Annotated in this window: 13 protein-coding genes; 5 read left to right on the top strand and 8 right to left on the bottom strand. The window is 67.3% G+C overall.

Annotation, left to right across the window (positions count from 1 at the left end; genetic code table 11):
• Positions 1 to 83 precede the first annotated feature (83 nt).
• Complete coding sequence (locus OIU93_RS06200; RefSeq protein ID WP_264269223.1) at positions 84 to 3,011, bottom strand: UPF0182 family protein; 2,928 nt, start codon at positions 3,009 to 3,011, stop codon at positions 84 to 86.
• A gap of 273 nt (positions 3,012 to 3,284) precedes the next feature.
• Positions 3,285 to 4,448 carry a PDZ domain-containing protein gene (locus OIU93_RS06195; RefSeq protein ID WP_264269222.1) on the bottom strand — a complete coding sequence of 388 codons (1,164 nt, stop codon included), beginning with the start codon at positions 4,446 to 4,448 and terminating at the stop codon, positions 3,285 to 3,287.
• A gap of 220 nt (positions 4,449 to 4,668) precedes the next feature.
• On the opposite strand from OIU93_RS06195, the gene OIU93_RS06190 reads away from it, so the two are divergent.
• Complete coding sequence (locus tag OIU93_RS06190) at positions 4,669 to 6,156, top strand: zinc-dependent metalloprotease (RefSeq protein ID WP_264269221.1); 1,488 nt, start codon at positions 4,669 to 4,671, stop codon at positions 6,154 to 6,156.
• A 135-nt stretch (positions 6,157 to 6,291) separates the two neighbouring features.
• Here the strand turns inward: OIU93_RS06190 and OIU93_RS06185 are convergent, their stop codons facing one another.
• On the bottom strand, positions 6,292 to 6,954 hold the full coding sequence (locus OIU93_RS06185; RefSeq protein ID WP_264269220.1) for a M48 family metallopeptidase: 663 nt from the start codon (positions 6,952 to 6,954) through the stop codon (positions 6,292 to 6,294).
• A 192-nt stretch (positions 6,955 to 7,146) separates the two neighbouring features.
• Here OIU93_RS06185 and OIU93_RS06180 point away from each other — a divergent pair, with 192 nt between their 5' ends.
• The gene (locus OIU93_RS06180; protein WP_264269219.1) at positions 7,147 to 8,187 is read left to right on the top strand and encodes a ThiF family adenylyltransferase; all 1,041 of its coding nucleotides are present in this window, start codon (positions 7,147 to 7,149) and stop codon (positions 8,185 to 8,187) included.
• Between the two features lie 9 nt (positions 8,188 to 8,196).
• Here the strand turns inward: OIU93_RS06180 and OIU93_RS06175 are convergent, their stop codons facing one another.
• Both OIU93_RS06175 and nudC read right to left on the bottom strand, forming a co-directional pair.
• Entirely contained in the window at positions 8,197 to 10,338 is a 2,142-nt protein-coding gene (locus OIU93_RS06175) for an ATP-dependent DNA helicase UvrD2 (protein WP_264269218.1), read from the bottom strand.
• 3 nt (positions 10,339 to 10,341) lie between these two features.
• Complete coding sequence (nudC, locus tag OIU93_RS06170) at positions 10,342 to 11,307, bottom strand: NAD(+) diphosphatase (RefSeq protein ID WP_264269217.1); 966 nt, start codon at positions 11,305 to 11,307, stop codon at positions 10,342 to 10,344.
• A gap of 201 nt (positions 11,308 to 11,508) precedes the next feature.
• Here nudC and OIU93_RS06165 point away from each other — a divergent pair, with 201 nt between their 5' ends.
• Entirely contained in the window at positions 11,509 to 13,020 is a 1,512-nt protein-coding gene (locus OIU93_RS06165; protein WP_264269216.1) for a macrolide 2'-phosphotransferase, read from the top strand.
• 157 nt (positions 13,021 to 13,177) lie between these two features.
• Entirely contained in the window at positions 13,178 to 13,915 is a 738-nt protein-coding gene (locus OIU93_RS06160; RefSeq protein WP_264269215.1) for a hypothetical protein, read from the top strand.
• 71 nt (positions 13,916 to 13,986) lie between these two features.
• On the opposite strand, the gene OIU93_RS06155 is transcribed toward OIU93_RS06160, so the two are convergent.
• Genes OIU93_RS06155 through OIU93_RS06145 form a run of 3 tightly spaced genes read right to left on the bottom strand, consistent with a single transcriptional unit; the run spans position 13,987 to position 21,259 of the window.
• Entirely contained in the window at positions 13,987 to 17,475 is a 3,489-nt protein-coding gene (locus OIU93_RS06155; RefSeq protein WP_264269214.1) for an ATP-dependent DNA helicase, read from the bottom strand.
• Entirely contained in the window at positions 17,472 to 20,828 is a 3,357-nt protein-coding gene (locus OIU93_RS06150) for an ATP-dependent DNA helicase (RefSeq protein WP_264269213.1), read from the bottom strand. Before OIU93_RS06150 ends, OIU93_RS06155 begins: the two co-directional genes overlap by 4 nt.
• A gap of 8 nt (positions 20,829 to 20,836) precedes the next feature.
• Positions 20,837 to 21,259, bottom strand: coding sequence for an MGMT family protein (locus OIU93_RS06145; RefSeq protein WP_264269212.1), 423 nt, complete (start codon positions 21,257 to 21,259; stop codon positions 20,837 to 20,839).
• 122 nt (positions 21,260 to 21,381) lie between these two features.
• Between OIU93_RS06145 and OIU93_RS06140 the strand changes: the two genes are divergently transcribed.
• On the top strand, positions 21,382 to 22,062 hold the full coding sequence (locus OIU93_RS06140; protein WP_264269211.1) for a 3'-5' exonuclease: 681 nt from the start codon (positions 21,382 to 21,384) through the stop codon (positions 22,060 to 22,062).
• The last annotated feature ends 10 nt before the right edge of the window (positions 22,063 to 22,072 follow it).

Genomic DNA, 22,072 nt, shown 5'->3' with positions numbered 1-22,072 from the left:
ACAGTAAGCAAATCCTGGAGGTGTCGCCCTGCTCACATACGTGGCAAGGCGACACCTTGATGCCCCGGATAGATCCCTTCGCCTTACGGCGCGGGGGTCTCTGAGGCCGGGGCCTCGGGAGCGGGTGCATCGGTCGCGGGTGCATCCGTCGGTGCCGCGGCACCTGTCAGTGCATCCTGTGCCTCGGTGGCGCGCTCGAGCGCATCCTGCAGCTTGGCCTGCTCCTCGCCGTACTTGGCGAAGTCACCCTCGGCAAGCGCGGCCTGGCCGGCGGTGATGGCAGCGTTGGCGGCCTGCAGTGCCGCGCTGAGCTGCTGCTCGGCGGTCTGGGTCGCCGGAGGAGTTCCGGGTTCCTCGCCGTTGCCTTCACCATCACCGTTTTCGCTGGTGACGGCGCCCGAGGTTCCCTCGAACACCTGGTCAAGTGCCTCGCCAAGGGTGTCCGCGAATCCGACCCTGTCGCCGAAGGCAACCAGTACCTTGCGCAATGTCGGGTAGGAAGTCTGTCCGGAGGACTGCACGTAGACCGGCTGGACGTAAAGGATGCCGCCGCCAACCGGCAGCGAGAGCAGGTTGCCGTTCTTGACTTCCGAAGCGCCCTGGCGCAGCAGGTTGAGCGCCTGCGACACGGTGGCGTTGGAGTCGAAGTTCTGCTGTGCCTGGCCGGGGCCGGGCACGGAGAGCTCGCGCGGAATGGCAAGCAACCGAAGCTTGCCGTAGCCCTCGGCCTTTACTCCCGCCTCGGTGCCGGCATCGGCTTCCGCGGACAGGAAGCCGAAGAGCACGTTGCGCTGCTGTCCCCCGGAGGCGGTCTGCGGGATGAAGGTCGACGTCAGCGAGAAGGCTTCCTTGTCCTGTCCCGGCATCCGCAGCGACAGGTAGTACGGGGGCTGCTTGATGCTGGCGTTGGACTGCGTCGGATCGGAAGGGACCGACCAGGCATCGTTGGCGTCGTAGAAGCCCCCCGGATCAGTCACGTGGTAGGTGGCGAGCAGTTCGCGCTGCACCTTGAACAGGTCCTCGGGGTAGCGCACGTGGCTCATCAGCTCAGCGGACATGTCCTTGTAGGACTTGATGTTCGTCGGGAAGACCTTCTGCCATGCCTGCAGCAGTGGCTCTTCCGGCTCCCAGGCGTACAGCGTGACCGAGCCGTCGTAGGCGTCGACAGTGGCCTTGACCGAGTTGCGGATGTAGTTGATCTGCCCGGTCTGGGACACCGCACGGGTGCCGCCGGTCAACGAGTCGGTGACCGCCGAATCCAGTGCCTGCTGCTTGGAGTACGGGTAGTTCTTCGAGGTGGTGTAGGCATCGACGATCCACTGCACCCGCCCGTCGACGATCGCCGGGTAGGCGTTGGAGTCCACGGTCAGGTACGGGGCGACCTTCTCCACGCGCTGCTTCGGGTTGCGGTCGTAGAGGATCTGGGAGTCCGAGTTGATCGCGTCGGAGAGCAACAGGTCGGTCGAGGCGAACTTCAGCGAGTACACCAGGCGGTTGAAGAAGTTTCCGACCGCCGGTCCACCGTCGCCGTCAAAGGTGTTGCGGGTGTCCTGGCTGCCCGAGCCGGAGGCCGGCCGGTCAAGCTCGCGCGGTTCCCAGTCGTCGGGTCCCCCGACGATCGAGTAGTCAGGGGACATCTCGCCGAAGTAGATCCGCGGCTCGTAGGTCTCGTCGCTGGCCAGCACGCCCTGGGTGGGGATGCCGGAGAGCATGAAGTCCGGGCGCCCGCCGGCGGCAACGCGGTTGCCGAAGGCTGCCACCAGGCCGTAGCCGTGGGTGTAGGTGATGTGCTGGTTGACCCAGGTGTCGGTCGGGTCGACGTTCACTTCGCGCACACCGATCACGGTGTCCTCGACGGTGCCGTCGATTTCGTACCTGTCCACGTTCAGCGTCGGGGTGAACTTGTAGTAGGTACGGAACTGCTGCAGCTGGTCGAACGCGGCCGAGACCAGGTTCGGGTCCAGCAGCCGGATGTTGGTGGTGGTGGCCCGGTCCTGGGCCAAGGCGTTCTTCTGCGGGTTCAACTCGACGTCGTAGTCGGTTTCGTCCACCGAGTCCAGGCCGTAGGCCTTGCGCGTCATGTCGATGTTCTTTTGGATGAACTCGCGTTCCAGCGTCTTTTCCGAGGGAATGACCTGGTACTGCTGAACGATGAACGGGTAGATGCCGCCGGCGATGATGACCGTCACCAGCAACATGGCGGTGCCGATGATCGGCAGGCGCCAGCGGCCCATGATGGCAGCGACGATGAAGGTGATCGCCACCAGCACCGCGGCAATGGCCAGGATGGTCTTGGTCGGGATGACGGCATGCACATCGGTGTACAGGGCACCGGCAACGCGGCCGTTTTGCGAGAGCAGCGTGGAGTAGCGGTCGACCCAGAAGTTCACTGCCTGCAGCAGCAGGAAGCCGACGGCGAAGACGGCAATGTGGATGCGTGCGGGCTTGCCGATGACAATGCCGCCGCGCTCCTCAACGCGGATTCCGCCGTAGAGGTAGTGGGTGAGCAGGCCGGCGATCCCGGCAATGAGCACGACCGAGATCAGGTACCCGTTGAGCAGGCCGATGAACGGCAGCGAGAACATGTAGAACGACAGATCCATGCCGAACTGCGGGTCGGCCTCGTTGAAGTCGACCTGGTTGAAGAAGAGCAGCACCTCTTGCCACTGCGAGGTCACCGCGGTGGCGGCGAAGACGCCGATGACAACCGGGACACCGATCATCAGCAGGCGGCGCATGGGCTCAAGCTGCGACTGGTACTTGGACATCGCGTCCTGGCGCTGCCCGTCCGGCGCGTAGACCGGCCGCGAACGGTAGGCCAGGCGCAGGGAGATCCAGATCGCGAAGGCCATGAGCAGGAATGCCACGATGAAGATCGCGGCCTTGGACAGGTACTCGGTCCAGAACACGCGCTCGAAGCCGAGCTGGTTGTACCAGAGCACATCCGCGTAGACGCTGGAGACGAACACGAAAACGGCAACAAGGATACCGATGACGATGATCGTGGGCATCAGCGGGGATGGGCGTCGCTGACGGGGCTGCGGGTCGGGTCGTCCTTCGGGGCCCCGCGGGGGGCCCTCAAAGGGACTGCCAGTGCCAAAACTCAATTTTTACCTCACCATTGGAACGTTCGGCGCGCGGGAAACGCGCCTGAAATGTGTCTTTGTTCCCATTCTGCCTTGCATCGGCGCCCGGCGAAGCACCCCTAAGGATGATGTCGCGGAAATGTGAGGTGATTGTGACCCGCACCGAGGCACATCGCAGCCGCGGGCCCCGGGTGCCGGTTATCCGCAGGAAGGGAACGCGGCGGGGTCCTGGCCCGCGGCGATCCCCTCGACGGCCGCCCGGGCCTCGGCAAGGGTGGCTACCTTGATGACATCGAGCCCGTCGGGGACCCGGCCTGTGACATCGGCACAGTTCTCCGCCGGGGCCAGGAAGTACTCGGCCCCCTGGTCCTTGGCGCCGACGAGCTTTTGAGCGATCCCGCCGATGGGTTCGACCTTTCCTTCGGCGGTGATGGCGCCGGTGCCGGCAAAGTGCTTGCCCCCGGTCATTTCACCTTCGGTCAGCTGGTCCACGATCGCCAGGGCGAACATCATGCCGGCACTGGGACCGCCGACGTTTTCCAGCCCGAACTTCACCTCCAGCGGGAAATCGAAGCTGCCCGAGAGCAAGATCCCCAGCTGCCGCTGGCCCGCCGGTCCGGCGTCGGTGCCCACCGTGACAGTCATCGGCTTCCCGTCGCGGATGATGCCCAACCTGCTGGGCGACTCCCCCGCCGCGTCGAGCTGTTTCTTCAGCGATTCAAGGTCGGTGATTTCCTGGCCGTTGATGGTCTCGAGCCGGTCAGAGACCTTCAGGGCACCGGAATTCCGCTCGGTGGCGAACCCGACCACGCCCAGGTGGCTGGAGTAGGGGATCTTCAGCTCGTGCAGGGCAGCGGCGGTGGAGAGCTGCTGCGAATCGTCCATCATCAGGGTGTTTTGTTCGCTCTGCTCGGTCGTGGTGGTGCCGCGCGGCAGCACTGTCTCCTCGGGCACCACGTCCTCGTCCGGGTTGATCCAGCCCCACAGCACGCTGAAGAACGGCAACCGCTGTTGCCCCCCGCCCTGGACGTACACGGTGGTCATGTCCAATTGCCCGGAGGTGGGGTAGGTCGGGGCCCCGCTGATGTCGAGCAGCCTGGTGCCCTCCACGCTGCCGATGGTGTTCAGCGCCGGACCCGCGGATTCGACCACGAAGTGAGTGGGCAGCAGCGTGGCCGCCGCGATGATCACCATGGCGAGCCAGCCGGCCCCCGCGCGCTTGTGGCGCAGCAGGCCCTGGCCGGGATCGGTTGCCGGCCAGCGGTGGGTCAGCGGCCGGTGGTCGGCGCCGTCCGGGTCCGGGTGTGCTCCCGGGGCCACGTCGGTGTGCCGGCCGTGCTCCGGTCCTGGTCCTTCATGCACTGCTGGCACGACTCCCTCTTTCATTGCTCGTGTTCGCGCTCGCGGCGCAGGGGGTTGTACACCTTGCGCCGTGGCATCCTCCAGCCTACAAGCCCCTTGCAGGACCGGGCGTCGTCGGCGCCGGACCACCGAGGACTTCACAGTGTTTTCCGATGTGCCCACAGCGAACTGCAACTCCAGTTCATGTGTTGATGCCGCGGGCCGGGGGTACCGTTGAACCATGGCTGAAAATCCCCCATCAAACCGACCCGACGACTCCGAAAACGATGACGAGAACGCGAAGGACCCGTTCTCCGAGATGTTCGGCTCTCTCTTTGGCGGCGCCGGCGGATTTGACCCCAAGAACCTTCCCGCGGGGCTGGGCGAGGCCATGGGCCTGTCCGACAACCCCGAGGCCATGGCGCAGATGATGGCGCAGGCCCAGGCGATGATGGCAGCGATGGCCAAGGGCGACGGCGGCCCGGTGAACTGGAAGATGGCCACCGATGCCGCCCGCCAGTCCATCGCCTCCAACGACCCCTCCATTTCCGCGAACCGCGCCTCGGCCGTGGCAAACGCCGCCCGGCTGGCCGAGATGTGGCTCGATGCCGCAACCGTGTTCGAGGCCGACGGCAGCGAATGCCGGGCCTTCTCCCGCGCCGAATGGGTGGAAAAGACCATGCCGGTGTGGAAGTCGCTGACCGAACCCGTCGCACTGAGCGTGGGCAAGGCCATCACTGCGGCGTTGGGCGAGCAGATCCCCGAGCAGATGCGCCCGATGATGGGTGGGGCACAGGGCATGCTACAGCAACTGGGCGGCACCATGTTCGGCATGCAGCTGGGCACCGCCGTCGGCGGCCTGGCCAAGGACGTGCTCGGCGCCACCGACATCGGGCTGCCGCTGGCCGGATCGGCACCTGCCCTGGTGCCCACCAACATCGCCGCCTTCGGCGAGGGCCTGGAAATCCCGGAGCAGGAAATCCTGCTCTTTGCCGCACTGCGCGAATGCGCCCACGCCCGCCTGTTCAACCGCGTGCCGTGGCTGCGTTCCTCGGTGATTTCCGCCGTCGAGTCCTACGCCCGCGGCATCCACATCGACATGTCGCGCATCGAGGAAGCAGTGCGGGACATCGACCCGATGAACCCCGAATCCTTCCAGTCGCTGATGGGCGAAGGCCTGTTCATGCCCAAGCGCACCGCTGCCCAGGAAACCGCGCTGGCCAAACTCGAACTGGTGCTGGCATTGATCGAGGGCTGGGTCGACGAGGTCGTGGCCGCCGCCGCGGCGAACCTGCCCGGCGCCCCCGGCCTGCGCGAGACCATCCGTCGCCGCCGGGCAGCCGGCGGGCCGGCAGAGAACGCCTTCGCCTCCCTGGTGGGCCTGGAACTCCGCCCACGCCGCCTGCGCGAGGCAGCCGCCCTCTGGGCGCACCTGCTGGAGGAACGCGGGCTGGAGGGACGCGACGCGATCTGGGCGCACCCCGACCTGCTGCCCACCGACGAGGATCTCAAGGACCCGCAGGGATTCACGTCCCGTCGCCAGCTGGCCGAGGCCAGCATGGACGACATCGATGCGGCGCTGAGCAAGTTGCTGGCTGGCGGCTTCGACGAACCCGAGGCCGGCAAGGACGATGCCTCGGACACCCCGGAGGAAGGCGGGAAGCCAGATTCCCCCACCGACTCCGGGGCCGAGAAGGGTCCGGAACCGGAGAGCCCGGGCGACAAGTAGTTGTGACCAACGACGAAGGGGGTGTCCGCGCCATGTGCGCGGGCACCCCCTTCGTCGTTGGCGGTTGGGCCTGACTGGGGGAAAGGTCGTGGCCACCCGGAATGCCGAAGCCGCTTGGTCCGGCAGCGGGCAGTCCTACCCGGCGGCTTGGCCGAACTCCCCGAACCCGCCGTCAAGATCATCGAAGTCGTCGATGTCATCCTCCCCGCCCAAAGGCAGGTCACCGGGTGCATGGGCCCCGGGCTTGGCCGCTGCATGGTAGCCGTGGCTGACCCCGGAGAGGAAGATGTTGGCATCGTGCACCCGTGGGTAGCGTGAAAGCGCCGCCTTGAACCGCGGGCCGTGGCCGTCTCGCGGCTCCACCAGGTGGGCGAGTTCGTGGGCCAGCACATAGTCCTGTACCCATTGGGGCATGGCGCGCAGCCGGTCCGAGAGCCGGATCCGGCGGCTGTTCAAGCTGGCCGAACCCCAGCGCCGGTTCTGGTTTGACACCCAGGACACCGAGGACGGATCGGCACGCCCGCCAAAGAGCTGGGCATCCATTTCCCGGGCCCGGGCCGCCAGCTGCGCGTCCGGGTCCGTCGCGGATCCGCGGGCGACCTTGCGCATGACCTTCTTCACCATGTCGGCCACCAAAAGCCGTTCGGCGTGCTCGGTCAGGCCAGCTGGCACCGAGACCACCATGGTGTCCTGCTTCCACGCCCCGGAGATGGTCTTCTTGCGCTTGGCCGAGCGCACCACGCGGATGGGGGTGCCCTTCTCGTCCACGTACTCGATGGTCGATGGTTGGGTTCGCATGTTGGTGTCCTTTCCGCCACTGCGTGGTGCCGCTGCCTGTGCCGATGCCCGGTCCCCGGTGCCGGGGCACTTTCCCGCTCCAGGGTGTGGATAGCCGGCGAGTCCCCCGCGGCCGGTGCCACGATGGGTTCATTCAGGGCGCCGGCGACGGGGAATCGTGCCGGTGCCGCCGTTCCCCCAAGGAGAAACATCATGAGGATCAACCCGGGCTTGCAGGTACTTAGCCTAGTGGAGGGCGCCATCCAGATTGGCACCGGGCAGCGCGCGCGGTGGATAACCGGGCTCACTCCGGCGGAAAAGCGTTTTGTGCTCTCCCTCTGCGAGCACGGCCCGCGCCCTGCAAGCCCCGCGCCCGACCTGCCTGATGAGCGGCGGCGGACAGAGATCCTGGCGATGCTGGGCCCGGCGCTGGTCCAGTCCTCCACACAGCCTCCGCTCGCGGAAGGAGCGGAACCTGTCGGTGCGCTTGGCACGGGATCCGGGCTTGGGGCGCGCCTGGTGCCCGATGTCCTGCAATGGGGAGCCGCATACCAAATGGATGCCGTCCCGGTGCTGCGGCGCCGCGCCGAGGCCAAGGTGGCTCTCTACGGCTGCGGGCGGATGGGCCAGCTGCTGGCCCATGTCCTGGCCGGCGCCGGCGTCGGGTCCCTGATGCTCTGCGACGGTTCCCCGCTGGATGCCGGGGACCTGGGTGCAGGGACCACGGGCATCACCGGCGTGGGGGCCCCGCGTGCCCGTGCCACGGCCCGGGCCCTGCAGTCGACATACCCGCACCTGGTGGTGGCGGATGCCGCCGGTCGCAGTCCCGACGCAGCGGCCCTGGACATGGCGGTGGTGATGGCAGGCGGCATGCTGCCGCCGCTGGAATCCCTGGCCGTCGATGCCGCGATGCTGCCGGTGCTGTTCACCGATTCGGGAATGCACCTGGGTCCGATGGTCATCGACGGTCTCACCATGTGCGCCGCATGCGCGTGGGAACAATGCGACCCCACGCTGCGGATGCTCGACGCCCGGGAGTCTGTCGGACGGGCACCGGCGTTGCGCCCCGAGGCCTCGCTGGCTGCCGTGGCCGCCGGCCTTGCCGCCATGGCGGTGCTGATGGCCCTGGACCGCATCAATATCCCGGCGGCGGCCGGATCCATGACCGTCTGCGACCTTCCCACCGGCTCCATCACCTCCGTGCCGGCCAGGGCCAGGTCCCGCTGCACCTGCCTGGACCCGCTGGCGGCCTGAGCTTCGCTTCTAGTCCACGGTGTCGCCGGCCAGAATGGCCAGCACGGCCTCGCCGTAGCGCTCCAGCTTGCCCTTGCCGACGCCGGACACCTGGCCCAGGCCGGCAAGACCGTCGGGTTTGGACTCGGCAATGGCCATCAGCGTGGCATCGGTGAAGATCACGAAGGCCGGAAGCGAGTTGGCCTGGGCCACCTGCAGCCGCCAGGCCCGAAGGGACTCGAACACCGCTTCGTCGTACCCCGCCGGGCAATTGCCGCAGCGGCCCAGCTTGCGTTCGGTGGCACTGGTCAGCAGTGTCCCGCAGACCCTGCACTTCGGCGGTCCCGCCGGGCTCCGGCGCCGGGCGGCCTTGGGCGCGGAGGCGACGCGGGAGGTTCCCGCCGGACGCAACCCGTCCAGGAAGCGGGAGGGCCGGCGGTTGGCCCGCCCTCCGGGCGTGCGCGCCAGCGACCAGGACAGGCCAAGGTGAACGCGGGCGCGGGTGATGCCCACGTAGAGCAGGCGCCGTTCTTCATCGTATCCGGCTTGGTCGTCGGCGAAGGAGATCGGCATCAAGCCCTCGGAGAGCCCGACCAGGAACACCGCGTCCCATTCCAGGCCCTTGGCCGCGTGCAGCGAGGCCAGCGTGACCCCCTGCACCGTGGGGGCGTGCTGGCTGGCTGCGCGTTCCTCCAGCTCGGCCACGAAGGTGTGCAGCGTGAACGGGACCTCGGAACCTGCTCGGGCCTCCGCCATCTCGTCGGCGAGCGCCACCAGGGCGGAAAGCGACTCCCACTTTTCGCGCACTGCGCCGGAGGCGGCCGGTGCCGTGGCGCTGTAGCCCAGCGAAACCAGGATGTCGCGGGTCAGCTGCGGGACGGTTGCCCCGTCGACCTCGGTGGTGGCGTGTCGGGCGGCGGAGCGCAATTGCAGCATCGCGTCGCGCACCTCGCGCCTGGCGAAGAAGCGTTCCCCGCCGCGCAACAGGTAGCCCACACCGGCCGAGGCCAGCGCCTGCTCGTAGGCGGCGGACTGCCCGTTGGTGCGGAAGAGGATCGCGATTTCGGACGCGGGGGTGCCCTCGGCAATAAGTTTCTTGATGCGCTGGGCGATCTCCGAGGCCTCGGCCTCATCGTCCTTGGCCTCGAAGAAGGTGGGCTCGGGCCCGTTCTCGCGCTGGGCGATGAGTTCCAGCGGGGTGGGCCAGTTGATGTCACGGTCCGGGACCCCTGGTTCGGGGCGGCGGGCGGCAAGCACGCGGTTGGCAAGGTGCACCACCTGCGGGGTGGAGCGGTAGTCGCGCACCAGCTTCACCACCGGGGCCTGCTCATAGGTGGCGGTGAAATCCAGCAGGTGGCGCGGGGTGGCGCCGGTGAAGGAGTAGATGGTCTGGGACGCATCGCCCACCACGCAGAGTTCGTCGCGCCCGCCGAGCCACAGGTCCAGCAGCCGTTGCTGCAGCGGGGAAACGTCCTGGTACTCGTCGACCACGAAGTGCCGGTATTGTCCGCGTACCGAGGCGGCGACCCGTTCGTCGTCCTCCAGGATCGCCACGGTCAACAGCAGGACGTCCTCGAAGTCGATGAACTGCCTATCGGTCTTGACGTCCTCATAGGCCTGGAAAATCCGCGAAACGGTGATCGGATCCAGCCCGCCGGGCTGCCCGCGGTCCGCGGCGGCTGCCACGTAGGACTCGGGGGTGAGCATCGAGACCTTGGCCCACTCGATCTCGCTGGCCAGATCCCGAACCGTCGCACGGTCCGCGGTGGTGCGCAGCCGGCGGGCGGCCTCGGTGATCAACGGCGCCTTGTAGTCGACGATGGACGGCAGCTGCCCGCCAATGGACTGCGGCCAGAAGTATTGCAGCTGGCGCAGGGCAGCGGCGTGGAAGGTGCGGGTCTGCACGGCCCCGGCCCCCAGCTCCCGCAGGCGCGAGCGCATTTCGGCGGCGGCGCGGGCGGTAAAGGTCACCGCGAGCAGGGAGGAGGGCTTGTACACCCCGGTGTGCACGCCATAGGCGATGCGGTGGGTGATGGCGCGGGTCTTGCCGGTTCCGGCGCCGGCCAGCACGCACAACGGCCCGCGCAGGGTGGTGGCAACCTGTCGCTGTTCCTCGTCCAGCCCGGCGAGGATGCGTTCTTCCAGGGCCCCCATGTCGGTCGTCTCCGTCATGTTCTAGTTTGCCAGCCGTTCGGGTTCGGGCAGCACGCCGCCGTACCAGTTTTCGACCAGGGCACTGGCGATGGAGGTTCCGGTGGGAACTCCGATGGAGCCGGAGCGGACGGCCTCGGCAAGTTCATCGCGGGTGAACCAGCGCAGGTCGATGATCTCCTCCCCGTCGGGGACCAGCTCGGTGCCAACGGCGGTGGCGGTGAAGCCGAGCATCAGCGAGCGCGGGAACGGCCAGGGCTGCGAGCCCATGTAGCGGGGGTTGCGCACCACGACTCCCGATTCCTCGGCGACCTCGCGGATGACGGCGGATTCCAGGGACTCGCCCGGCTCCACGAATCCGGCCAAGGTCGAGAAGCGCGTCCCGCCCCATGCCTTGTTGGCACCCAGCAGCAACCTGTCATCCTCGTCGGTGATGGCGACAATGACCGCAGGGTCGGTGCGCGGGAAATGCTCCAGGTCCTCGGCCGGGCAGTGCTTGACCCAGCCCGAGGCGCGCAGGTCCAGCTTGCCGCCGCAACGCGGGCAGAAGTTCACCGCGTGGTTCCAGTTGGCGATGGCGACGGCCTCGACGAAGAGCCCCGCGTCGCGGGCACCGAGTCCGGCGGCGACGTCGCGCAGCCCCAGCCACTGCTCCGGATCCGTGGAACCGGCCGACGGCTGGCCGTCGGACGTGACAGGGGCATCGTGGAAGGAATGCAGCACGATTTCGGACGTGCCGTCAAAACCTAGGTAGATCTCCGTGCCGCCGGCCGGCACCGCGGCCAGCTCAATCAACACCAATTCACCATCGAGCACCCTGGCACGACCGCCAACCAGCACCAGGTGGCGGGTCGCGGGATCAGCGCGCAGTACATCGAGCCAGCCCTCGTCGGTGCGCCGCTCGCAACCGCGGTCGGTGGTGGCACGCGCCAAGGGCAGGGCTCCTAGCGCCGGGAAGCTGGTCACAGGGTTCTGCACGGTATCGCTCATAGCACCAACCGTACTGAGAGTTGTGGCCCAACGCCTACTTCAAGGCACCGGTTGTGGCCATCGGCGCACCTTCCCGTGGCGCGGGGCACCGTCCCTCCGACCCTCCCCGCGAGGGGCAACCGGAAGGAGTTGAACGCAAAACATGCGACTCGCCGCCGCACCGCAGGACGCGGGCACGGCTTGCGGTCTACGGTGGAGGATGTGAAACGCTCTCCCATGGAACTCGCTGCCATCGCCACCGCCGCGGTCCCCGGCTTGGCGCCCACGGGCGTGGCATCGCTGCCGGACGACGGCAACGATTTCGACTCGGTGCTTATTGTCGATGCCGCCAAGAACCGGTGGCGCGTGCGCTCCCCGCGCCACGAGGAAGCCAGCATGCGCCTCGAAACGGAATTGGCCGCCCTGCGCGCCTTTTCCGCCGGCATTCGCGCCTCGCTGCCCTTCCAGTTGCCCTCCGTCGCCGGAACCGTGCGACAGGGCCCGCTGCGGACCTTCGTGTACAACCACGTTCCCGGCAAGCAGTACTCCCTCGAGGACCTGGTGTCCCAGGGCTCACGCTGCGCCCGCGACCTGGGGTCGGTCATGGCAGCCATCCACTCGATGCCCTCTTCCGCAATTGCCCGGGCGGACTTGCCCTCTTACACGGCTGAGCAGGTTCGCCAGCGCCGCCTGAACGAGCTCGACGCCGCGGCGACCACCGGCATGATCCCCTCGCGGCTCTTGCGCCGCTGGGAACACGCGCTGGAAGACGTGGCCCTGTGGCGCTTCAACGCAACCGTCATCCACGGGGACCTGCACGAGGACCAGTTGCTGGTCCAGGACGCCAAGGTCGTTGCCGTCACCGGGTGGACCGACCTGCAGGTCGGGGATCCGGCCGACGACTTCGCCTGGCTCGCGGCCGTGCACGAGCAGTCCTTCGCCGAGGCAGCCTTCGAAAGCTACGTTGCAGTGCGCGGGGACCGCGCCGATCCACACATCATGCGTCGTGCCGCACTGGCAGCCGAGTTTGCGCTGGCCCAGTGGCTGGTCAAGGCAATTGCCGGCGGCGACGCCGAGCGCATAGCCGAGGCAAAAATCATGCTCGAGGAACTCGATTCGGATATTGCCGAGTATGGCGGGCAGCCCATCTCCGTGGTCGAGCCCCCGCGTGCAGCGCGCCCCATAGCGACCGACGAACAGCCCGAACCCGTCAGCGTCGCCGAAAAGTTGCCCGTCGCCAAGAAAGTCACCGTATCCGGCATCGCGCCAGTGGACGATGCCGGGCCCGATGCGGATAAATCATCGAGTCCTGCCGAGCCGGAAACGTCGGCCCTTAGGATCGTGCCCTCCCCCGTGAGCGCCGTACCGACGCCACCTGCCGTACCGCCGGTCCCGGCCGCTGCCCCGCCAAAACCTGCCAGCTCCCCTAAGACCGGCTCGGAGTCGAGGTGCGACTCCGAGCCGGGATCGACGGACAAGCAATCCAAGGCCTCGTCCTCCCCGGACACAGCGCCGGGCCAGGACACCGACGCCAAGGAAACAAAGGACGAGAAGGATACGGCGGATACCAACGAATCCGTCACTTCGGCTGAATCCCCCGTGAACTCGTCGAAGGCGAACGTCTCCGAAGATGGCACCTTAACGTCCGGAGAGCAGACCCCGAACGGTAGGGAAAAGGATTCCGCAGGGAGCGACACCACCGCGATCCCCGTCCAGCCTGCCCACCCTAAATAGCAGGCAGGCGTCTGTGTTGGCGAACCTCCTGTTACGGATCGCTTCATATTAAGTCCACTTGATAGAGTGAGGCTTGCTCTTCCTGACGTCGGTGAGCGACTTCCAACTTCCTATGCATAGCGGGGACAAACGTATGAAAAATTTCAAGAACAGCACCATGCTGCTCTCAGCAACCGCCGGGGTATTGCTGGCCCTGACCGGATGTTCGGCCGCCGTGGAACAGTCCGCCGGGGCGTCGACTGCCGGATCCGAGGCCGCCTCGGTGGAGGCCGAAATCGTGGTGCCGGAAGCCAAGGAAATCTTCCCCAAGACGTCCGCCGCCCTTAAGAAGGCCACCTCGGCAACCGTCATCGGTGACATCGCCAACGGTTCCGAGAAAGGCAATTTCGAGCTTTCGGGCACCGTCGACGGAACCAATTCCCTGATGAAAATGAGCCAGGACGACGCCTCCATCGAACTACTGACGGTCGACAACGTCTCGTACATGAAGCCCAACAAGGCATTTTTGACCCAAAGAGCCGGGGCCGAGGCCGCGAAGATGCTCGATACGGTCGCAGCGAACAAGTGGATTTCAACGAAGAACGCCGACCAGTTCGGGGACTTCACGGTGGGTTCCTTCCTTGCATCGATGGACACCGATGAACTCGGAACGATGGAAGCCCCAAAGATTACCAAGAAGTCCCTCGACGACCTCAACGGCGCCAAGGCCTTCAAGTACACCGGCAGCGACACCATTTTCTGGATCGCCGCCGAGGGCGAACCCCACCTGCTGAAGATTGAATCAACCGGATCCGCAAGCGAAGGCACCGGATCCATGACCTTCAGCGAGTGGAACGCCGTCAAGCCGAACGAGGCTCCGTCCAAGTCCGACGTGGTCAGCGTTCCGGGCCTCTAGGCCGCAACGCAAGGGGCGGGGACGATCGGATCGTCCCCGCCCCTTGCGTTTGCCCCGCGAAGTGTCGGCAATCAGCCGTTCAGCGCGCCCATTGAATTGCTGATCAGGCTCTCGAGTTCGGCTTCATCCGCCAGGTCGTGCGGCCGGATGGTGGTGCCGGAACCCACGTAGTAGAACGCCGCACGAACCTCGGACACGTCAATGCCACGCAGCCGCGCCCAGCCCAGCCGGTACACCGCCAGCTGCAGGGCCTTGATCCGCAGCTCCTCGCCGCGCGGCACCCGACCGGTCTTCCAGTCCACCAGCAGCCAGGCCCCGTCGGGTTCCTGGAAGATCGCATCAATGCGGCCACGCACCGACACCGGGCCGATGCGCGTCTCAATGGCTGCCTCCACGAATGCCGGCTGGCGGTTGGCCCATTCGGAGTCCAGGAAGGCGTTCTTCATGTCCTCCAGGTCAAGCGCGTCGTCGATGTACGCGTCGGCTGCTTCCATGTAGTCACCCAGTTCCAGCATCCCGGTGGAGTCGAAGTACTCCTCCAGCCAGGCGTGGAACGCGGTGCCGCGGCGGGCTGCGGTCCCCGGGCGGCGCGGCACGGGACGGCGCAGCTCGGCCAGCACCGCTGAGGCGTCGGTGGCCAGGTCCACGAAGACGGAGGCACGCACGTGCTTCGGTATCACCGTGGTCCGTTCTTCGGCTGCTTCCTGTGCCTTCCGGGCCAGCAAGAGCTCGGCTTCCTTGAACCAGCTCTCGCCAGTGGGGGTCTGCCAGGTCCCTTGCTGCACGGGGAGGCCTTCACCATCCTTGGATTCGGCTGACGGAGCGGCCCGCGCCACGGTGCCGTCGGAAGCATGCCGGGCGGCCTGGAGTACTGCCGTGGCCGAGGCTTCCAGCTTGGCGCGGCGTCCCGGTGGCCGGGGGCGTTGCATCCCGCCGCCTGTAACAATCGGTCCTTCCAACGGATCGTAAGGCCACCTGGCCTCCAGCGGCGCCTCGCGGAACGGATTGGCCTCCGGCGCGTCTTCGTCCGCCACCCACGTCGTGGATGCGGCCGTGGGGTTCGGCGGATCGACGAGCGGCAGCATGTCCAGGAGGAAACCGGAGGGCTCGGTGAGCTTGGTGCGCGTGCCGGTCCACGCGGTGGCCGAACAGATCAGCAAGGACTTGGCCCGGGTCAGCGCAACGTAGGCCAGGCGCCGTTCCTCCAGTTCGGCGTGGGCCAGCACCTCCGACTTGAACATCCCCTCGGCTTTGACCGCATCGAAGAGGCACTCCTGGTCGGTGTCCCACTGCGGCAGGTCGTGCTTGTCCCCGCGCAATGGCCACGGCAGTGCCGCGTCCCCGCTGGTCCAGCGCGAATCGTTGGCACTGGGGAACACGCCATCGTTCATCCCCGTCACAGCGACCACATCCCATTCCAGGCCCTTGGACGCGTGGATGGTCAGCAGCTGCACCGCGTCCGGATTCGATTCACCGGGCACGATCGCCAGCCCGCCCTCCTTTTCGGCGGCTGCCTCCAGCCAGGTCAGGAATCCCGCAAGGTCGACGCGTGCGGAGGTGCTGGCGTAGTCCTGGGCAATGTCGGCGAAGGCATCAAGGTGGCGCCGGGCCTCGTGGATGCCGACCCCGGGCTTCGCGGCCACCTCGATGTCCAGCCCCATGGCCCGTTCGGTCTCGCGCAGCAGGGCCTCGAGGTCGTCGTCGATGAAGCCGCGCAGGTAACGCAGCTCGTCGCGCAGCGTGCGCAACCGGGCCAGGGCCTCGGGAGTCAGGGCGCGACCGTCGCCGGAGACCCAGTCCGGATGCGGCAGGTGGTCCAGGGCCTCGATCAGGCTCGCGGCGTCGTTCAATTCAGCCCTGGCCTCCCCGCGGGTGACTTCCTCGGCGCTCTCGGGCGCGTCAAGGTTCTCCGGTCTGCCGTCCTTCAGCGCAAACTCGCGGCGCCTGGCCAGGAAGCGCGACCAGTCGGCAAAGGCCATCAGGTCGGCAGGACCGATGCGCCAGCGCGCCCCGGCCAGCAGCCGCACCAGGTGGTCCGAACGGTTGGGGTCAACCAGCACGTTGAGCGTCGCGACGATGTCGGTGACCTCGGGCATGCTCAGCAGCCCGCCGAGGCCCAGGATCTCGTACGGGATCCCGGCGTCCTCCAAACCGCGGGAAATGGGGGTCAGCTGCGAGCGGGTGCGGCAGAGCACCGCCATGGACGGGTTGCGCCCGTGCTCGGCGAAGAAGGAATTGCGCTCGGCGACGAAGCGCCGGGCCAGTGCTGCCGCTTCCTGGGACCCGGTGGCGTAGCGGGCCAGTTCCACCTTTCCTGTTCCGGCAAAGGCGCTGGGTTTCAGCGACGGCACCGAAATTCCGGAGGGTGCTACCGAGTTCAGCTTCGCGGAAACGGCGTTGGCCGCCTGGAGGACATTGACCGAGTTGCGCCAGGCGGTGCTTAGATACGCCACCGAGGCGGGGCGCAGTCCCTCGCCCCCGTCCACGCCTGAGAGGTGGGTACGGGCAGGGAATTCCGTGGGGAAACGGAAGAGCTGCCCGGCCGAGGCTCCACGGAAGCCGTAGATGGACTGGTTGGGATCCCCCACCGCGGTCAGCGCGTGCCCGTCGCCGAAGATGCAGGAGAAGAGCACCATCTGGGCGTGCGAGGTGTCCTGGAACTCGTCGAGCAGCACCACCTTGAAGCGCGCTCGTTCACTGTGCGCGGCCTCGGGGATTTCCCTGGCGATGCGGGCGGCCAGCGCCACCAGGTCGCCGTAGTCGAGGGCTCCGCGGGCGGCCTTGGCCTGCGCGTATCCAACTGCCAGTTCGGCGATGGTGGAACGGGTGCGCAGCTTGTCCAGCAGCTTGCGGGCCTCCTGGGAGGGTGCTGCGGGCTTGTCGATGCGGTAGGGCAGCGCCTCGAGCCGCCCGACCAGCGTATCGATCCATTCCTTGGCGTCCACCGGGGAAACCAGGTGCTCCGCGCATTCCCCGGCGAAGGTCACCACGGCGTCGATGAGCGTGTTCTTGGACGAAGCCAGGTGCTCGTAGTCCCCGGTGTACCCCTCGACCACTGCCGCGGCAACCTGCCAGGCCTGTGCGGTGCCCAAAAGCGCGGTGTCGGACTCGACGCCGATGCGCAGACCGTGTTCCTTCACCAGCGTGTTGGCGTAGGAATGGTAGGTGGACACCGAAGGATCCAGCAGGCCCTCGTCCTCGAGCTCCAGCAACCCGGAACGGGCCAGCTTCTCCAGCTGCCCGCGGATGCGCTGGGCCAGCTCACCGGCGGCCTTGCGGGTGAAGGTCACGCCGAGGATTTCCTCGGGGCGCACCTTGTTGTTGGCCACCAGCCAAATGACCCGGTCGGCCATCGTGGCGGTCTTGCCCGACCCGGCGCCGGCGATGACCAGCAGCGGCTCCAGCGGGGAGGAGATGATCGCCGACTGCTCTGGGGTGGGCTGGTGCTGGCCCAGGATATCGGCCAGCTCCTCGGGCGAATACACCCGTTGATCCGTGGCGGGCGAGTCGAATCCGGCCAGCTCATCGGCCGGCGGCGTTGCTGCTTCGGTGCGGCTCACGGCTCGGTGACCTGCCTTCCTTCAGAACACAATGGACAAATTCCCGGCAACCGGCAGTTGCTGCCGCTGCGTCCTCCGCGGGCAGGGTCGTGGCGGGAGAGGAAGTCCGCATCCCCCATCAACTGGGCGGCGGACAAAACCATCGGGGTGGCCCAGTCTTCGTCGGTGATGGCGGGCTGGGCCTGTTCACGCGGGGACTTGGTGCCGGTTCCCAATTGCACCAGCGAAGCACCGGCCGGAACGCGCGTGAGTTCCTCGGCGGTCTTCCTGTCCAGCGCACCGTTGATGACGGCAGCCTGGTAGGCGCCAAGCTGCGGATGTTTTTCCACGTCCTTGCCGCTGGGCTGGGATTTACCGGTCTTCAGGTCAACGACCCACGGGTTGCCGTCCGCGTCGGCCTCTACGCGGTCCACAACCCCGCGCAGCAAGGCCGCGCGCGGTGCGCTGTGATCGGCTGGCGTCGAGGGGGAGGTGGCAGGATCCTCGATGGCGGGAGGTGCGGGGATCGTGACCTCGAAGGGGATCTCCCGGCCGATGAGTCGCCGGTTTTCCGTGCGCATCATGACGTTGTACTGTGCCAGCTTCTTGAGCATCGATTCGGCGCGTTCCCTGTCCCGGGCACCTTCCCAGTTCTCCGGCATTTCCAGTTCGCCCCAGCGCTCCTCGAGCACTCGCAGGTATTCGCCTCCGCTGGCCTCGGGGTGTTCCTCGGCGATGGAGTGCACCAGGGTGCCCAGCGAGCGGGCAAAGTCGGTTGCTGCCTCTCCCCCGGCTGCCTGGACGAACCAGTTGAGCGGTGAGTTCATCACGGCCTCGACCTTCGAGGGGGAAACCTTGACCGGGTCACCGGGCGGGACCACGGGTCCGCTGGAGGTGGATTCGGCCAGTCCCCACCAGCCGGCGGGATGCGCCCCGCGGACCGGGTGCGGTGCGGCGACCAGGGTTCCAAGCACGGTGGTGGCGTCGTGGTGCAGCGGCGCCCTGGCTTCGTCCAGGGCCGTGGCTTCGGCGGCCTGGCGCAGCTCCGCCACCAGGGCGCCGAGGGTCCGGGGTCGCGGGACGAAGATCGTCCGGCGGCCCTGGATCGCCCCGTCGGGGTCCACGATGTCCAGGAAGGACGAGGGCGCGGTGTCCTCGGAGGCCACGGCGATGGCCAGGACCTTGGACTTTGCGCGCGAGATCGCATTGGCGAAGGTGCGCAGTTCGTCGGCGCGGGTCTCGCGGATGAGGGAGGCGACATTGCGGACGGGGAGAATCTGCGGGCCGTGTTCGATCACGTCGCTGAGCGCTCCCCCGCCCAGCAGCTCGCCGCGGAGCTTGGTGTTGGGCCAGATGCCTTCCTGCATGCCCGGCACCAGCACCAGGTCCCATTCGCGCCCGGCGGCCGCCGCAGTGGTGAGAACCTGGACGGAGGCGGCGGACCCGCCCCTGTTGGCCAGGGTGTCCATGGGCAGCTCCTGGCCCAGCACGTGCTCCACGAACTGCGACACGGAGGAACCGGGCAGCTGGTCAACGAAGCGTTCGGCGGATTGGAAGATGGCCAGCATGGCATCGAGGTCGTGGTCGGCACGCGTTCCCAGGATGCCGCCGGCCAGCGCAGCATCGGTCCATTTCTGGGCCATGCCGCTTGCCGCCCACAACGACCAGAGAGCGGTCTCGGCGTTGACGTCGTTGCTCGCCAGTTCGGTGCGGAGCGCCTGGTACATCCTGGCCAGGCGCCTGGCCCCTGCTGCCTCGCGGCCCATGGTCTCGAGCAGCTCCAGCTGGTCCAGCATCCCGGTGAGCAGTTCGGCGCTGGAGCGGTTGCCTCCGGCCGCGACCTCGTGGCGGCGCAGTCCTTGGCGCAACCGCCGCACGTCCAGTGCCGAGGCGTTGGCGTAGCGGGACATCAAGAGTTCCTGTAGCAACAACGGATCCTGCGGCGCCTCCGGTGCCAGTGCCAGTTGCATCAAGTCCAGCAGCGGACGCACCGCGGGTTCCTCGCGCAGCGGGGTTTCCGCGGGCGGGGTGTTCACCGCGATGCCGGTCCCGGCCAGGTACTTGGCCATGGAGCGGACCTGTGACCCGTTGCGAAGGATCACCGCCATGGTGTCCAACGGCCGGTGGTGGATCAGGTGTTCTTCCAGCAGCCGCTGGGCGACGAGGCGCTGTTCGTGGATGGGCGAGTCCACCAGCAGCACCTCGAGGTTGCCCGGCGCGGGCACCTCCGGCGCGTCGGGTTCGCTGTCCGACACGCCTCGCGCTCCGGCTTCGGCCACTTGGCTTGCGGAGGAGTGATCCGTGTTCCCGTCCTCGGGCACATCAAGGATCCTCCCGGCGCCACCGGCCGCGACGGGAATCCGTCTGGCCACTCGGCCCCAGGCGAACGCGAGCTCCTCGTTCAGGCGATAGGAAGTCGTCAGCTCGATCGTGCGCGCCGGATAGTTTTCGGTACCCAGGCGGGCACCGAATTCGCCCAGCATGTCCGGGCGTGCGCCACGGAATCCCTGCACGACATTGTCTGGTGCGGCAAAGGCCACCAAGTCGCGCCCGCGGGCCAGCAGCGACAGCAGGCGATGCTGCGCCGGGTTGGCTTCCTGCAGGTCATCGACCATCACCAGGTGCAGGCGTTCATGCTCGGCGGCCAGGAACTCCGGGTTGTATTCCAGGATGCCGGCGGCGGCAGCCAGCAGTCCGGCCGGGTCGAAGGCCTCGGCACTGCCCAGGTCCAAGAGGTCGCGGTACTCCTGGTAGAACTGGGCGGCGGCGATCCATTCGGGGCGGCCCAGGGACTCGCCAAGGTCCTGCAGGGCCCCGGCTTCGAGCCCGTGCTCGGAAATCCTGTCGAAGAGTTCACGCAGCTCCTTGCGGAATCCCCGGGTGCCGATCGCCTCACCCAGGGATTCGGGCCACTCCGGGCCTGTCGTGATTCCCAGGGCATGGCCCTCGAGCAGGTGCCCGATCAAGGTGTCCTGCTCGGGTCCCGAAAGCAGCCGGGGTGGCCGTTGCAATGCCGGCAGCAGCCCGTCCAGCCGGGCCCTGCGGATCAGGTCGAACGCGTAGGCAGACCAGGTGCGCACGGCAGGTTCGGAGAACGTCTTGTCGGTGCCGGCGGAGAGGTCGTCGCGGAGCGTGGCCGCGGCGGAGCGTGTAGGGGAAAGCACCAGCACGTGCTGCGGATCAAGCCCGGTGTCCAGCCGCGCCGTGAGCACTCGCAGCAGCGTCGTGGTCTTCCCGGTCCCGGGTCCGCCCAACACCAACACCGGTCCGTGGCCGGGTTCGAGCTCCAGCAATTCCTGCTGCGCGGCATCGGCGACCAAGGCGTGGTCCGCGGCGGTAAGCGCGATATCGCGGGTGGATGCGAGGGTGTCCATGTGCTCCATCAGATCATTCGCGGGTGACGTTTTGGAATCGGCAGCAGTTCGGCCACGCGGTCAATGCGCGCGTGGTCTGCCTCGGAGGGTTGCCAGCGGGCCTTCGCCATACGGACACCGGAGGCGGTGCGGGGCGTGGATTCCCGGTCCCAGTGCACGTTGGCGATCGACTGCAAGTCCGCCGGAAGGGTCCCGTTGGAGCGGATGACCCGCCACCAGGTGACATCGTCTCCGCCGCGGCCCATCGTCTTGCCGACCTGGCGCGGGCCGCCGGAACCGAGCAGCTCCGCAATGTCGCCGTAGGAAAGGACCTTCCCGGAGGGAATCAGCGCAACGAGGGCAAAGACGGCTTCGTCATAGTCCAACCCGGCAGTACCGCCGTCAGCTTGGCCGGTTTGGTCCCGCAGCGGCTCTTGGCCTGGTTGAGTCAACGATTGTCCCCTTTCCCTTTCCCCACACGTATCACTCCATTATCCGGTCTCTCGCAGGGTGTTCATCCACGCTCGTGCTGCGGTGGGCCAAAGTGTCTCTGGTTCCCGGTAGCGTTGGTTTCATGAATTCTTGGCACAATCTCCCCCGCGCTGCATTCGACCTGGAAACCACTGGTCGCGATCCACTCGACGCCCGCATCGTCACCGCTTCCATCGTCGTGGTCAACGGGCGCTCGGAAATCCTGCAGACCAGGGAATGGCTCGTCGACCCCGGCGTGGCGATTCCTGAAGAGGCAGCGGCGATCCACGGCATCACCACCGCCAAGGCCCAGGCAGAGGGAATGGACTCCGCCACGGCCGTTGCCGAGATCTCGGCCTTCCTTGCCGATCTGTTCCAGACCATGCCTGTCATGGCCTTCAACGCCGCGTATGACTTCACGGTTCTTGACCGAGAGGCCAAGCGCCACCTGCTGGACCCGCTTGTCGCCTCGCCGGTCATCGACCCGTACGTCCTGGACAAGCAGGTGGACAAGTACCGCCGCGGCAAGCGAAACCTCTCGGTGATGAGCGAGTTCTATGGCGTTCAGCTGGTGAACGCACACACGTCGGCAGCCGATGCCGCAGCCACCATCGGGATTGCCGATGCGCAGGCCGCCAAGTACCCGAACCTGCAGATTGATGCTGCGGACTTGCACGATTTCCAGGTCGACTGGGCTAAGGAGCAAGCAGCTAGCCTGCAGGAGTTCTTCCGCCGCAAGGACCCAGCTGCCGTCGTCGACGGGCAGTGGCCGGTCAAGGCCTAGCCCCCCCCCC

It is taken from the genome of Paeniglutamicibacter sp. ZC-3 (assembly GCF_025847175.2).
GTDB classification, from domain to species: domain Bacteria; phylum Actinomycetota; class Actinomycetes; order Actinomycetales; family Micrococcaceae; genus Paeniglutamicibacter; species Paeniglutamicibacter sulfureus.
This window is presented reverse-complemented; position numbering and strand designations above follow the sequence as displayed.

Excerpts from the sequence above, each read along its gene's own strand:
- OIU93_RS06175 (WP_264269218.1), bottom strand. The coding sequence starts at position 10,338 with ATGACGGAGACGACCGACATGGGGGCCCTGGAAGAACGCATCCTCGCC.
- OIU93_RS06160 (WP_264269215.1), top strand. The coding sequence starts at position 13,178 with ATGCTGCTCTCAGCAACCGCCGGGGTATTGCTGGCCCTGACCGGATGT.
- OIU93_RS06190 (WP_264269221.1), top strand. The coding sequence starts at position 4,669 with ATGGCTGAAAATCCCCCATCAAACCGACCCGACGACTCCGAAAACGAT.
- OIU93_RS06180 (WP_264269219.1), top strand. The coding sequence starts at position 7,147 with ATGAGGATCAACCCGGGCTTGCAGGTACTTAGCCTAGTGGAGGGCGCC.
- OIU93_RS06150 (WP_264269213.1), bottom strand. The coding sequence starts at position 20,828 with ATGGACACCCTCGCATCCACCCGCGATATCGCGCTTACCGCCGCGGAC.
- OIU93_RS06140 (WP_264269211.1), top strand. The coding sequence starts at position 21,382 with ATGAATTCTTGGCACAATCTCCCCCGCGCTGCATTCGACCTGGAAACC.
- OIU93_RS06200 (WP_264269223.1), bottom strand. The coding sequence starts at position 3,011 with ATGCCCACGATCATCGTCATCGGTATCCTTGTTGCCGTTTTCGTGTTC.
- nudC (WP_264269217.1), bottom strand. The coding sequence starts at position 11,307 with ATGAGCGATACCGTGCAGAACCCTGTGACCAGCTTCCCGGCGCTAGGA.
- OIU93_RS06185 (WP_264269220.1), bottom strand. The coding sequence starts at position 6,954 with ATGCGAACCCAACCATCGACCATCGAGTACGTGGACGAGAAGGGCACC.